11 protein-coding genes are annotated in these 13,211 nt (G+C 58.4%); 2 read left to right on the top strand and 9 right to left on the bottom strand.

Annotated features, from left to right (window positions below):
* Positions 1–34: 34 nt before the first annotated feature.
* The 8 genes from KO536_RS07260 to KO536_RS07225 form a co-directional block, all read right to left on the bottom strand.
* A complete protein-coding gene (locus tag KO536_RS07260; RefSeq protein WP_133078163.1) occupies positions 35–457 on the bottom strand; it encodes a GNAT family N-acetyltransferase in 423 nt (140 codons plus the stop codon).
* Positions 450–1,616, bottom strand: a complete 1,167-nt coding sequence (locus KO536_RS07255; RefSeq protein WP_219261557.1) for a cupin domain-containing protein — start codon at positions 1,614–1,616, stop codon at positions 450–452. The genes KO536_RS07260 and KO536_RS07255 overlap by 8 nt, the downstream gene beginning before the upstream one ends.
* A gap of 83 nt (positions 1,617–1,699) precedes the next feature.
* Entirely contained in the window at positions 1,700–3,070 is a 1,371-nt protein-coding gene (gene purB, locus KO536_RS07250; protein ID WP_219261556.1) for an adenylosuccinate lyase, read from the bottom strand.
* 127 nt (positions 3,071–3,197) lie between these two features.
* Positions 3,198–3,821: a high frequency lysogenization protein HflD gene (gene hflD / locus KO536_RS07245; RefSeq protein ID WP_019828508.1), complete on the bottom strand. Its 624-nt coding sequence runs from the start codon at positions 3,819–3,821 to the stop codon at positions 3,198–3,200.
* The gene (gene mnmA / locus KO536_RS07240) at positions 3,818–4,951 is read right to left on the bottom strand and encodes a tRNA 2-thiouridine(34) synthase MnmA (protein ID WP_133078166.1); all 1,134 of its coding nucleotides are present in this window, start codon (positions 4,949–4,951) and stop codon (positions 3,818–3,820) included. Before mnmA ends, hflD begins: the two co-directional genes overlap by 4 nt.
* Positions 4,952–5,010: 59 nt before the next feature.
* Entirely contained in the window at positions 5,011–5,457 is a 447-nt protein-coding gene (locus KO536_RS07235; protein ID WP_133078167.1) for an NUDIX hydrolase, read from the bottom strand.
* 229 nt (positions 5,458–5,686) lie between these two features.
* Positions 5,687–7,912, bottom strand: coding sequence for an NADP-dependent isocitrate dehydrogenase (locus KO536_RS07230; protein ID WP_219261555.1), 2,226 nt, complete (start codon positions 7,910–7,912; stop codon positions 5,687–5,689).
* Positions 7,913–8,351: 439 nt separating this feature from the next.
* Positions 8,352–8,630, bottom strand: a complete 279-nt coding sequence (locus tag KO536_RS07225) for a cold shock domain-containing protein (RefSeq protein WP_133078181.1) — start codon at positions 8,628–8,630, stop codon at positions 8,352–8,354.
* A gap of 227 nt (positions 8,631–8,857) precedes the next feature.
* Here KO536_RS07225 and clpS point away from each other — a divergent pair, with 227 nt between their 5' ends.
* Positions 8,858–9,220, top strand: coding sequence for an ATP-dependent Clp protease adapter ClpS (gene clpS / locus KO536_RS07220; RefSeq protein WP_019828502.1), 363 nt, complete (start codon positions 8,858–8,860; stop codon positions 9,218–9,220).
* A 29-nt stretch (positions 9,221–9,249) separates the two neighbouring features.
* Positions 9,250–11,520 carry an ATP-dependent Clp protease ATP-binding subunit ClpA gene (gene clpA / locus KO536_RS07215; protein ID WP_019828501.1) on the top strand — a complete coding sequence of 757 codons (2,271 nt, stop codon included), beginning with the start codon at positions 9,250–9,252 and terminating at the stop codon, positions 11,518–11,520.
* A gap of 53 nt (positions 11,521–11,573) precedes the next feature.
* Here clpA and KO536_RS07210 read toward each other — a convergent pair whose 3' ends face one another.
* Positions 11,574–13,202: a Na/Pi cotransporter family protein gene (locus tag KO536_RS07210; protein WP_133078169.1), complete on the bottom strand. Its 1,629-nt coding sequence runs from the start codon at positions 13,200–13,202 to the stop codon at positions 11,574–11,576.
* Positions 13,203–13,211: the final 9 nt, after the last annotated feature.

Below are 13,211 nucleotides of genomic sequence, written 5' to 3'. Positions count from 1 at the left end.
GGGGTTGCCTGGTTCTTGTGGGGGGGCGTGATGATCAGCTCCCGCGCACCATATCAACGTGGGGAATCCCTGCTTCCAGGAATTCGTCGCTGACAATCTTGAAGCCCAGGCGCTCATAGAACGGCGTGGCATGCACTTGTGCGCTGAGCATTTGCTGCTTGAGGCCGCGTTTTTCAGCTTCCTCGATCGTGGCTTGCATCAACGCGTCGCCGACTTTCAGGCCGCGCCAGTCCTTGAGGACTGACACGCGGCCGATATGGCCGTCCGGCAGCAGCCGGGCGGTGCCAATCGGAAAGTCGCCTTCATAGGCCAGAAAATGCACTGCATCGGCATCGTCTGCATCCCACTCCAGTTCTGGAGGTACAGATTGTTCGGCAATAAACACCGCCTCACGAATGCGTCGAAGTTCGGCGTTGTCCTTTTGCCAGTCGGCGACACGTACGTGAATGCTATTCATCAGCGAACCCCAGGCTTCCTTGTTTAACCAGCTCACAGAGCAGGTTGCGTCCATCTTCATCGGCCAGCCATGTGCCGAGGTTGTCACTGTGCAGCGCATCGGCGGCACAAATCATTTTCAGCAGCTCGCGCAGCTTGCCCGGCAGCAGGCGGCTCTGGCCGCTGGCGAACAGCAGCAGGTCCTCATCGACTTCGGACCAGGCCAGGCGGGCGCTCGGGTTGCGGATCAGGATCGCGCCCTGTTCCAGGCTGCCCAGCAGGTCTTCTTCTTCGAGTTCAGGGCCGACCACGAGTTCCGGATAACGTGGCTCGGTCATGAACTGGCCGAACCAGGTCAGCAGCATGCGCTCGTCGCTCATGTGCTCGGTCAGCAGGCTCTTGAGGCGGCCCAAGGCGTCGTGCTGGATCTGGTGCGGGTCGCTGGCCGGCTGCGCGTCGGCGTCGGTGTAGCGGTCTTCGTCCGGCAGGTACTGGCTGAGGAAGTCGGTGAAGTGGGTCAGCACTTCAGCGGCGCTCGGCGCGCGGAAGCCCACCGAGTAGGTCAGGCAGTCGTCCACGGCGACGCCGCAGTGGGCCAGGCGCGGCGGCAGGTAGAGCATGTCGCCGGGCTCCAGGGTCCACTCGTCGGTGGCCTGGAAGTCGGCCAGGATGCGCAGGTCGGCGTGCTCCAGCAGCTTGCTCTCGGAGTCGCACATCTGGCCGATCTGCCAGTGACGCTGGCCGTGGCCTTGCAGCAGGAACACATCGTAGTTGTCAAAGTGCGGGCCCACGCTGCCACCTGGGGCGGCGTAGCTGATCATGACGTCGTCGATGCGCCAGCTAGGCAGGAAACGGAAGTTTTCCAGCAGCTCGTTGACTTCAGGTACGAACTGGTCGACCGCTTGCACCAGCAGGGTCCATTCGCGCTCAGGCAGTTTGCCGAATTCGTCTTCAGCGAACGGGCCGCGGCGCAATTCCCATGGGCGCTCGCCGTGTTCGATGATCAGGCGCGATTCGACTTCTTCTTCAAGGGCCAGACCGGCCAGTTCGTCGGCGTCGATCGGGCTTTCGAAGTCAGGAATGGCCTGACGGACCAGCAGCGGTTTTTTCTGCCAGTAGTCGCGCATGAACTCGCGTGCAGTGATGCCGCCCAGAAGTTGAAGAGGAATATCAGGATTCATGTGTAACCTATTGAAAAAATGCACTTTGTAATCGGGAATAAAAACGCCCGGCACGGCCGGGCGTTAATAGGTCGTTGCAGCGATCAGATGCGCTTGGCTTGCTCGACCGCGTTGCCAATGTAGTTGGCAGGGGTCAGCAGTTTCAGCTCGGCTTTGGCCGCTTCCGGCATTTCAAGGCCGTCAATGAAAGTTTGCAGTGCTTCAGGGCTGATGCCCTTGCCGCGGGTCAGCTCTTTGAGCTTCTCGTACGGGTTTTCGATGTTGTAGCGGCGCATTACGGTCTGGATCGGCTCAGCCAGGACTTCCCAGCAACCGTCCAGGTCAGCAGCGATTTTCTGAGCGTTAAGCTCAAGCTTGCTGATGCCTTTGAGGCTGGCTTCGTACGCGATCACGCTATGGGCAAAGCCCACGCCGAGGTTGCGTAGTACGGTGGAGTCGGTCAGGTCACGCTGCCAGCGGGAAATTGGCAACTTGCTGGCCAAATGCTGGAACAGGGCGTTGGCGATACCCAGGTTGCCTTCGGAGTTTTCGAAGTCGATCGGGTTGACCTTGTGTGGCATGGTCGAGGAACCGATTTCGCCGGCAATGGTGCGCTGCTTGAAGTAGCCCAGGGAGATGTAGCCCCAGATATCGCGATCGAAGTCGATCAGGATGGTGTTGAAGCGGGCGATTGCATCGAACAGCTCGGCGATGTAGTCGTGCGGTTCGATCTGGGTGGTGTACGGGTTGAAGCCCAGGCCCAGTTCGTCTTCGATAAAGGCGCGGGCGTTTTCTTCCCAGTCGATCTGCGGGTAAGCCGACAGGTGGGCGTTGTAGTTACCTACGGCGCCGTTGATTTTGCCCAGCAGCGGTACGGCTGCAACCTGAGCGATCTGACGCTCCAGGCGGTAAACCACGTTGGCCAGTTCTTTGCCCAGGGTGGTCGGCGAAGCCGGTTGGCCGTGGGTGCGCGACAGCATGGGCACGTCAGCGAACTTGATGGCCAGTTCGCGGATGGCCTGGGCGGTTTGACGCATCAGCGGCAGCATCACGTCATCACGGCCTTCGCGCAGCATCAGGGCGTGGGACAGGTTGTTGATGTCCTCGCTGGTGCAGGCAAAGTGGATGAACTCACTGACGTTGGCCAGTTCAGGCAGCTTGGCAGCCTGTTCCTTGAGCAGGTACTCAATGGCTTTGACGTCGTGGTTGGTGGTGCGCTCGATCTCTTTGGCGCGCTCGGCGTGTTCCAGGGAGAAGTTTTCGGCCAGTTCATTCAGAACGGCGTTGGCTTGCTCGGAAAAAGCCGGGACTTCAGGGATGGCAGCGTGAGCAGCCAGGCGCTGGAGCCAGCGAACTTCAACCAGGACGCGAGCACGGATCAAGCCGTATTCGCTGAAAATTGGGCGCAGGGCCTGGGTTTTGCCGGCGTAGCGGCCGTCAACAGGGGAAACCGCAGTGAGCGAAGAAAGCTTCATGGGGTGTTCTCGGACAGTCGGGCAACGAAATGGGGCGCGTATCATACATGAAAAAACGGCCGGTCCGTTGCCAAGTGACCGGCGTCATACGCGTATCGATTTTCAAACCTGTGCCAGCTGGCGTGCTTCAGTTGCCGCGCAGCATCGGATAAAGCTCTTTGAGCAGCTTGCGGCGGCTGATGACCAGCTGCCAGCGGTGGCCACCCAATTGACGCCAAAGCCGCGCTGAGCGGATACCGGCCAGCAGCAGGGCGCGAATTTTTGATGCGTTGTTCGGTTGTTGCAGGTTGCGCATGTCGCCGTGTACCTGGATTCGCTGACGCAAAGTGCTCAGGGTGTCCTGGTACAGCGCGCCACAGGCGGCCACCACGTTTTCGTGGGCCGGGCCGAAGTGCTCGACCTGGGACTGGATCTGCGGCAGGCGTTTGCCGATCAGTTCCAGCATGTCATTGCGCTTGGCCAGTTGGCGTTCAAGGCCCAGCATCGACAACGCGTAGCGCAGGGGTTCGCGCTGCAGGGTGTTGGGGTCGCGCTCAAGGGCGCCAATCAGGGCTCGATAGCCTTCTCGCAGGTTGATGTCGTCACCGCCAAACACTTCAAGCGTGTCCTTGGGGTCGCGCACCAGCAGGCTGCCGAGCATGCAGCTCAGGTCGGCCTCGCTGACCTGTCCGGTCTTGGCGATCTTGTCCACCAGCACGGCGGCCAAAAACACGCCCCCCAGGGCTACCAGTTGCTCCTGAGTGGCGTTCATGTCCGGTTGCCCTTGCTGGACCATGGCTCGGCCACTTCGATCACACCGCCGCCCAGGCAGACTTCGCCGTCATAAAACACCACGGACTGGCCGGGAGTGACCGCCCGTTGCGGGTCGTCGAAGGTCGCGCGATATCCCGTAGCGGTTTTTTCCAGGGTGCAGGGTTGATCGCTTTGGCGATAGCGAACCTTGGCTGTCAGGCGCAGCGGGGTGCTCAGGTCGATCGGGTTGACCCAGTAGATTTCGGAGGCGAGCAGGGCGCCGGAGAACAGCCACGGGTGATCATTGCCTTGGCCAACGATCAGTTCGTTGTGTTCCAGGTCCTTGATCAGCACGTACCACGGCTCGTCGCTGGCGTCTTTAAGGCCGCCAATGCCCAGGCCCTGGCGCTGGCCGATGGTGTGATACATCAGGCCGTGGTGGCGGCCGATCACTTCACCTTCGGTATTTTTGATCTCGCCAGGCTGCGCCGGCAGGTATTGCTTGAGGAAGTCGCTGAAGCGGCGCTCGCCGATAAAGCAGATCCCGGTGGAGTCTTTTTTCTTCGCGGTGGCCAGATCGTGCTTTTCAGCGATCCTGCGCACTTCGGGTTTTTCCAGTTCGCCGACCGGAAACAGGGTCTTGGCGATTTGCTCGCCGCCAACGGCGTGCAGGAAGTAGCTTTGGTCCTTGTTAGGGTCCAGGCCCTTGAGCAGTTCGGTGCGGCCATCGATGTCGCGACGGCGCACGTAATGGCCGGTGGCGATCAAGTCGGCACCGAGCATTACGGCGTAGTCGAGGAACGCCTTGAACTTGATTTCGCGGTTGCACAGGATGTCCGGGTTCGGCGTGCGACCGGCCTTGTATTCGGCCAGGAAGTGCTCAAACACGTTGTCCCAGTACTCGGCAGCAAAATTGGCGGTGTGCAGCTTGATGCCAATTTTGTCGCACACGGCCTGGGCGTCTGCCAGATCATCCATGGCGGTGCAGTAATCAGTTCCGTCGTCTTCCTCCCAGTTCTTCATGAACAGGCCTTCCACCTGGTAGCCCTGCTCCATGAGCAGAACGGCGGAAACGGAAGAATCGACACCGCCGGACATGCCGACGATGACGCGCTGCTTTTCGGGGGCGACTAGGGCTGGATCACGCATAAGGTTTCAATGAGTGTCTTGAAAAAGGACGCGATTCTAGCAGGCCCGAGCGCTCAAGGCTAAACCGAAGGGCGGATTAACGTCAGGTCGAACAGTTTACCGTCCAGATAATCGTCGATGCACTGCAGGGTAAGCTCGCTGCGCCAGCGTTCACGCTGGGCTATCAGCTCGTCGCGGGTCAGCCACAGCGGGCCGATAATGCCCGTGTCCAGTTGGTATTCGGGGTGGTGCTTGATGGCCTTGCCGGCAAAGCAGATACGCTGGTAGGTCACGCCATTGCTGGGGGCGGTATACAGATAAATGCCGATCACGCCGGTCAGTTCGACGTCGTAACCGGTTTCTTCGAGGGTTTCGCGGATGGCGGCCTCGATCAGGCTTTCGTTCGGGTCCAGATGCCCGGCCGGTTGGTTGAGCACGGCGAGGTCGCGCTTGAGCTCTTCAACCATCAGGAAGCGGCCATTGTCTTCGACGACAGTGGCGACGGTGATGTGGGGTTTCCATTCCATAGTGTTCACTCCTTGGGGGTGAGATGTTGTAGTCGCTGCCGAAGGCTGCGTTCGGTTGCGAAGAAATCGTTATGCCGTGTAAAGAGTTTGACCGAGAGATCGCATGCGTTGATTTTACGCCGGCTTCGCCGTCGATCGCAGCCTTCGGCAGCGACTACAGGGTTGCGAGCACCGTAAAAACACAAACCCCGGCGTCGTGGGCCGGGGTCTGTGGTGTTGCCTGTTGCTCTTACACCAGTGAGGCGATGATCGCGTTCAGCGTGGCGCTAGGGCGCATTACTTTGCTGACCTTGTCGGCATCGGCGTGGTAGTAGCCACCGATATCGACAGGCTTGCCCTGCACGGCGTTGAGTTCGGCAACGATTTTTGCCTCGTTCTCGGCCATGGCTTTTGCTACTGGAGCAAACTGGGCTTGCAACTCTTTGTCTTCAGTCTGGGCAGCCAGGGCCTGAGCCCAGTACAGCGCCAGGTAGAAGTGGCTACCGCGGTTGTCGATGTTGCCGACTTTGCGCGATGGCGATTTGTTGTTGTCGAGGAACTGGCCGGTAGCCTGGTCCAGGGTCTTGGCCAACACCAACGCTTTCGGGTTGTTGTAGGTCGTGCCCAGGTGCTCCAGGGAGGCAGCCAGTGCCAGGAATTCACCCAGCGAGTCCCAGCGCAGGAAGTTTTCTTCCAGCAGCTGTTGAACGTGCTTGGGGGCCGAACCGCCTGCGCCGGTTTCGAACAGACCGCCGCCATTCATCAGCGGAACGATCGACAGCATCTTGGCGCTGGTGCCCAGTTCCATGATCGGGAACAGGTCGGTCAGGTAGTCACGCAGAACGTTGCCGGTTACCGAGATGGTGTCCAGACCCTTGCGGGTGCGCTCCAGGGTGAACTTCATGGCGTCTACCGGGGCCATGATGCGGATGTCCAGGCCGCTGGTGTCGTGATCCTTCAGGTAGGTTTCTACCTTTTTGATCATTTCAGCGTCGTGGCTACGCTTTGGATCAAGCCAGAACACGGCCGGGGTGTTGCTGGCGCGGGCGCGGTTGACGGCCAGTTTGACCCAGTCGCGGATCGGCGCGTCTTTGGCCTGGCACATGCGCCAGATATCGCCTTCTTCGACGTTCTGTTCCATCAGCACGTTGCCGTTGCTGTCAGTTACCCGTACAACGCCCGGGGTCTTGATCTGGAAGGTCTTGTCGTGGGAACCGTATTCTTCGGCTTTTTGCGCCATCAGGCCAACGTTTGGCACGCTGCCCATGGTGGTCGGATCGAAGGCGCCGTGTTGCTTGCAGTCTTCGATGGTCGCCTGGTAGATGGTGGCGTAGCAGCGATCCGGGATCACGGCCTTGGTGTCTTGCAACTGGCCTTCGGTGTTCCACATTTTGCCGGAATCACGAATCATGGCCGGCATCGAGGCGTCGACGATAACGTCGCTCGGCACGTGCAGGTTGGTGATGCCTTTGTCGGAGTTGACCATGGCCAGCGCAGGGCGGTTGGCGTACACGGCTTCGATGTCGGCTTCGATTTCAGCTTGCTTCTCGGCTGGCAGCGCCTTGATGCGGGCGTACAGGTCGCCGATACCGTTGTTCAGGTTGAAACCGATTTCTTTCAGGACGTCGGCGTGTTTTTCCAGCGCATCCTTGTAGAACTCAGCCACGATCTGACCAAACATGATCGGGTCGGAGACCTTCATCATGGTGGCTTTCAAGTGAACCGAGAACAGTACGCCCTGTTTCTTGGCGTCTTCGATTTCGGCCGCTACGAACTGGCGCAGGGCTTTTTTGCTCATGACGGAGCAGTCGATGATCTCACCGGCCTGGACGGCGGTTTTTTCTTTCAGGACGGTGGTGGTGCCGTCTTGAGCGATCAGTTCGATTTTAACGCTGCCCGGTGCTTCGATCAGGGCGGCTTTTTCGCTGGCGTAGAAGTCGCCTTCGCTCATGTGAGCGACGTGGGACTTGGAGTCTTTCGCCCAGGCGCCCATTTTGTGCGGGTGCTTGCGAGCGTAGTTCTTGACCGACAGCGGTGCGCGGCGGTCAGAGTTGCCTTCGCGCAGAACCGGGTTTACGGCGCTGCCCATGACTTTGCTGTAACGCGCTTTGACTTCTTTGTCAGCGTCAGTGGTCACGGTTTCCGGGTAATCCGGGATATCAAAGCCCTGCGCTTGCAGTTCCTTGATCGCGGCCTGCAATTGCGGGACCGAGGCGCTGATGTTAGGCAGCTTGATGATGTTGGCTTCAGGAGTAACGGCCAGGGCGCCCAGTTCGGCGAGGTGGTCTGCTACAGCCTTGTCACCCAATTGCTCGGGGAAGCTTGAGAGGATGCGGCCTGCCAGAGAGATGTCGCGCGTTTCAACGGCGATATCGGCGCTGGCGGTAAACGCCTCGATGATAGGCAGCAGTGAATAGGTGGCGAGCGCCGGAGCTTCGTCGGTGAAGGTGTAGATGATCTTCGAACGGTTGGGCATTTCGGATTAACTCTCTTCTTTGCTGAGCGTGCTCAGATACTCGAGATGCGCAGGGTAGGCGCTTTCGTTCACAGTGAACAATGAGCCGAAAGTCGAGGTTCTTCGCGGTGATTGAATGCATCAGTAGAGCGTCAAGCGGTCGAACCGGGGTAACGGCTCAGCCTTTCTAGGCCTGAAAGACTCATTCCAGTAGGTGTTTCACTGTGACTCCGTGGTCACCGGCGCAGTATACATAGGTCACTAAGGTTGCTGCGAGGGGGGCGGCCTATCACGAATCATCAATTGGTCTAAGTCCCTGCGTCAAAATGCCCTTATTGTTGGTGCTTTAGCCCGTGTTTGCGGGTTTTTTCGGCAATCTTCATCTTTCTCCCAGATGGAGCAGGCATAAAAAAACCGGCCGGTTCAATGATTGAATCGGCCGGTTTTCTTTTGCAGTGGGTCAGACCGAGAGGCTCGTCACCTCTTGCACAGTCGCCTGTGCGCTGGCTGGAACTTGAACGTTGGTGATAGCAACAGCATGCAGGCCCTTGGGGCCCTGGGTTATTTCGAAACTCACAGGCTGGCCAGCCTTGAGGGTCTTGTAACCATCCATCTGGATTGCTGAAAAATGTGCAAAAAAGTCGATTGGGTTTCCGTGTTCATCGATGCCTTCCTTGGCCTGCGTATTAATAAAGCCAAAGCCTTTCGCGTTGTTGAACCACTTGACCTTGCCTTGCATACTCATATCCCTCTGCTGCAAACAACTCCATCACTGGAGTATCATCCAGTTCACTCGCACAGAAACCAGTAATTATGGTTGACTGTGCGGACCATTTTTCCCACTGTGGGCACTAATGGTTGTAACACCGTTTTACCGATAGTCAAGGTCACGCGGCGGCGCGGTTGAAATTTGAGACGTGTGCCTCCATCACTGTATCTGTACAACCTACGACGAACCTTTTTTCCATGCATGCAATCAGCCAGACTCGACTAACATTCAATCAGGATCATCCGGATTTTGATGACGAAGATTCCGCTGGCTTGGCTGTGCAAGAGGCTAAGCCTGCGCTTCAGGCGCCGCCGATGTACAAGGTGGTTTTGTTTAATGATGACTACACTCCCATGGATTTTGTTGTCGAAATCCTTGAGGCGTTTTTTAACTTGAATCGCGAATTGGCGACCAAGGTCATGCTGGCCGTCCATACAGAAGGACGGGCTGTGTGCGGCATCTATACCCGCGACATTGCCGAGACCAAGGCGGCGCAGGTAAACCAGTACGCACGCGAAAGCCAGCATCCGCTACTCTGTGAAATCGAGAAGGACGGTTAACGCCGACCACTTGGGTATGAGGTGAAGCCATGTTAAATCGCGAGCTCGAAGTCACCCTCAATCTTGCCTTCAAGGAAGCCCGCTCCAAACGTCATGAGTTCATGACGGTTGAGCATCTCCTTTTAGCGCTTTTGGATAATGAGGCGGCCGCAACCGTTCTACGCGCCTGTGGCGCAAACCTCGACAAACTCAAGCATGACCTGCAAGAGTTTATTGACTCCACGACACCCCTTATCCCTGTCCACGACGAAGACCGCGAAACGCAGCCAACCCTTGGTTTTCAGCGTGTCTTGCAGCGTGCCGTATTCCACGTGCAGAGTTCCGGCAAGCGTGAAGTAACGGGCGCCAATGTACTGGTTGCCATCTTCAGCGAGCAGGAAAGCCAGGCTGTGTTTCTGCTCAAGCAGCAGAGCGTGGCGCGCATTGATGTGGTCAACTTTATTGCCCACGGCATTTCCAAGGTGCCGGGGCATGGCGACCACACTGACAGCGATCATGAGATGCAGGATGAAGAGGGTGGCGAGTCGTCGTCTTCAAGCAATCCTCTGGATGCCTACGCCAGCAATCTGAACGAGCTGGCCCGCCAGGGTCGCATCGATCCGCTGGTTGGGCGCGAAATGGAAGTTGAGCGCGTTGCTCAGATCCTGGCCCGTCGTCGCAAAAACAACCCGTTGCTGGTCGGTGAGGCAGGTGTGGGTAAAACCGCGATTGCCGAAGGTCTGGCCAAGCGCATCGTCGACAATCAAGTGCCTGACCTGCTGGCTAACAGCATCGTCTACTCCCTTGATCTGGGCGCGTTGCTGGCGGGTACCAAATACCGCGGTGATTTCGAGAAGCGCTTCAAGGCGTTGCTCGGCGAGCTGAAAAAGCGTCCACAAGCGATTCTGTTTATCGACGAAATTCACACCATTATCGGTGCTGGCGCGGCTTCTGGCGGGGTGATGGATGCCTCCAACCTGCTCAAGCCCTTGTTGTCTTCGGGCGACATTCGTTGCATCGGCTCCACTACGTTCCAGGAATTTCGCGGAATTTTCGAGAAAGACCGTGCCTTGGCGCGACGTTTCCAGAAAGTCGATGTGTCCGAACCTTCGGTTGAAGACACCATTGGCATTCTGCGCGGGCTTAAAGGTCGTTTCGAGCAGCATCACGGTATCGAATACAGCGATGAGGCCCTGCGTGCAGCGGCTGAGCTGGCTTCGCGCTATATCAATGACCGTCATATGCCGGACAAGGCCATCGATGTGATCGACGAGGCTGGCGCCTACCAGCGCCTGCAGCCGGTCGAGAGCCGGGTCAAGCGCATTGAAGTGGCGCAGGTGGAAGATATCGTGGCGAAAATCGCCCGTATTCCGCCAAAACATGTCTCTGTCTCTGACAAGGAACTGTTGCGCAACCTAGAGCGCGACCTGCGTCTGACCGTATTCGGCCAGGATGCGGCAATCGATTCGTTGTCCACGGCGATCAAGTTGTCCCGTGCCGGGCTCAAGTCGCCAGACAAGCCTGTGGGTTCGTTCCTGTTCGCAGGGCCGACCGGTGTCGGTAAAACCGAGGCCGCGCGCCAGTTGGCCAAGGCGTTGGGGATCGAGCTGATCCGTTTCGACATGTCCGAGTACATGGAGCGTCACACCGTATCGCGTCTGATTGGTGCGCCTCCGGGCTATGTCGGTTTCGATCAGGGCGGTTTACTGACTGAAGCCATCACCAAGCAGCCTCACTGCGTGTTGCTGCTCGACGAAATCGAGAAGGCCCACCCTGAAGTCTTTAACCTGCTGTTGCAGGTCATGGATCACGGCACGCTGACCGATAACAACGGGCGCAAGGCTGACTTTCGCAATGTGATCGTCATCATGACCACCAACGCGGGGGCTGAAACGGCTTCTCGGGCTTCGATCGGGTTTACTCATCAGGATCATGCTTCCGATGCGATGGAAGCGATCAAGAAGAGCTTCACCCCCGAGTTCCGTAACCGCCTGGACACCATCATCCAGTTTGGTCGCCTCAGCCACGAGGTTATCAAGCACGTGGTGGACAAGTTCCTTACCGAACTGCAAGCCCAGCTGGAAGACAAGCATGTGCAGCTTGAAGTGTCGGATGCGGCTCGCGGCTGGTTGGCGGCGGGTGGCTATGATGCTCTGATGGGTGCACGCCCAATGGCGCGTTTGATCCAGGACAAGATCAAGCGTCCGTTGGCCGAGGAGATTCTCTTTGGGGAGCTGGCCGACCATGGCGGTGTAGTACACATCGACCTGGAGAATGGCGAGTTGACCTTCGAGTATGAAACCTCAGTTGAAATGGCTTGATGTGACATCGCAGTAAAAAAAGGCGCCTTCGGGCGCCTTTTTGCTGTCTGCAATCAGGTGGTCGGGCTCAGCGCGGTGTTGCGCTCCAGTACCGGGTAGCCCAGGGCGGCAATATGGTGATGAACGCGACGGTAGTCGCGCAGCACGCGCTGGAAGATGTCTCCGGATTCTGCCCATGCCGTCTTGTCATTCTGCAGCTTGCGAAAGTGTTCGCGGCTGGCTCTTGCTTCCAGCTTGCGCATGGTCTCCTTGTGGCTGATCAGTGCATCTGCAGCGGCTACGTCTTCGCGCAAAAAAGCGGTAATGGCCAGGTTCAGGCTGTCCAGCAGGGCCAGGTGCATGGCCTGGATGTGAATCAGCTCGAACGAAGAGAAGCGTTCACCCCGGCGAGTCCTGCGAATAGCCAACTGCGCCAGGTTGTTGAGGATGTCACCGGCATGTTCCAGATTGATCACGAACATCAGGACTTCCTGGGCGCGGTCGGCATCGGCATCGCTCAGGCCATCCTGGCCGATGTCGGCAAGATAAGCGCGGATCGCCGCACTTAGCAGATCGATGGAGTGATCCAGCTGGCGCACGTTGTCCATCGTGCGCTGATCGGGTTTCTCGAACAGCTGCAAGACCTGGTTAAGCATCAGGGATGTCATGTCCGCCAGACGCAAGGCTTCACGCACACTGTTGGACAGTCCGATATTGGCCACTTCCAGCCCGGCTTCGTCCAGATACTGCGGCATGCCCGGGTCTGCTGGCGGTTCTTGTTGTGGAAACAGGCGGGTAAGCAGGCGAGCGCAAGGTTCGGTCAGGCCGATAAACACCACTGCCAGCACCAGGCTGAACGCGGTATGCAGGTAAACAACCCAGTGCGCGAGATCGATATCGGTGCCAGCCAGCCAGGTGGCTATCAGCGGCAGGCATGGCAGCAGGGCCAGGGTGCCCAGCAGGCGGATCAGCAGGTTGCCCACCGGCAGGCGTCGCGCGACTGGCGAACTGGCGCTCATCACTGACGGCAAGGCGCCGCCGATATTGGCGCCGAGCATCAGGGCGATGGCGGTGACCGGAGTCATCATGCCTGCGCCCGCCAGCGAAGCGATAAGCAGCACGACCGCGACACTGGAGTGGCAGATCCAGGTCAGCAGCACGGCGGCGAGCACTGCAATGATCACATCACCTTCCAGGCTTTGCATCACGGCGCGAAACACCGAGGTTTCTTCCATGTGGCCCAGACTGGCGCTGAGCAAGCCCAGGGCCAGCAGCATCAGGCCCAGACCAATCAATGCGCAGCCAACGCTTTCATGGCGCGAATCATCGCGCAGGCGAAAGATGATAAAGCCCACCAGCAAAATGACAGGCATCGCCAGCGAGGTATCGAAGCTCAGCAGCTGCACCACCAGGGTTGAGCCGATGTTGGCCCCCAGCATCACTGCCAGGGCTGGCGCCAGGCTCAAGGTGCCTGCGGCGGTAAACGAGGTTGCCATCAGGCTGACTGCCGTACTGCTTTGCAGTACGCCGGTGATACCCATTCCGGAAATCAGCGCCATCCAGCGGTTATTCAGGTTGCGCCCCATCCAGTTGCGCAGTTGGGTGCCGAAACCGCGCAGCAGGGCTGTAGAAATCATGTGGGTGCCCCATAGCAAAAGTGCGATGGCGCCCGCGAGGTTGAGTAACAGAGTGGTTCCCGACATGAGGAATCT

It is taken from the genome of Pseudomonas sp. NKUCC02_KPG (assembly GCF_019345465.1).
In the GTDB taxonomy this organism is placed as follows: Bacteria; Pseudomonadota; Gammaproteobacteria; order Pseudomonadales; family Pseudomonadaceae; genus Aquipseudomonas.
Note: the sequence above shows the minus strand (reverse complement) of the source record. Positions and strands in the feature narration are given on the sequence as shown.

Excerpts from the sequence above, each read along its gene's own strand:
- purB (WP_219261556.1), bottom strand. The coding sequence starts at position 3,070 with ATGAAGCTTTCTTCGCTCACTGCGGTTTCCCCTGTTGACGGCCGCTAC.
- KO536_RS07255 (WP_219261557.1), bottom strand. The coding sequence starts at position 1,616 with ATGAATCCTGATATTCCTCTTCAACTTCTGGGCGGCATCACTGCACGC.
- hflD (WP_019828508.1), bottom strand. The coding sequence starts at position 3,821 with ATGAACGCCACTCAGGAGCAACTGGTAGCCCTGGGGGGCGTGTTTTTG.
- KO536_RS07260 (WP_133078163.1), bottom strand. The coding sequence starts at position 457 with ATGAATAGCATTCACGTACGTGTCGCCGACTGGCAAAAGGACAACGCC.
- KO536_RS07210 (WP_133078169.1), bottom strand. The coding sequence starts at position 13,202 with ATGTCGGGAACCACTCTGTTACTCAACCTCGCGGGCGCCATCGCACTT.
- KO536_RS07235 (WP_133078167.1), bottom strand. The coding sequence starts at position 5,457 with ATGGAATGGAAACCCCACATCACCGTCGCCACTGTCGTCGAAGACAAT.
- KO536_RS07230 (WP_219261555.1), bottom strand. The coding sequence starts at position 7,912 with ATGCCCAACCGTTCGAAGATCATCTACACCTTCACCGACGAAGCTCCG.
- KO536_RS07225 (WP_133078181.1), bottom strand. The coding sequence starts at position 8,630 with ATGCAAGGCAAGGTCAAGTGGTTCAACAACGCGAAAGGCTTTGGCTTT.
- mnmA (WP_133078166.1), bottom strand. The coding sequence starts at position 4,951 with ATGCGTGATCCAGCCCTAGTCGCCCCCGAAAAGCAGCGCGTCATCGTC.
- clpS (WP_019828502.1), top strand. The coding sequence starts at position 8,858 with ATGCATGCAATCAGCCAGACTCGACTAACATTCAATCAGGATCATCCG.
- clpA (WP_019828501.1), top strand. The coding sequence starts at position 9,250 with ATGTTAAATCGCGAGCTCGAAGTCACCCTCAATCTTGCCTTCAAGGAA.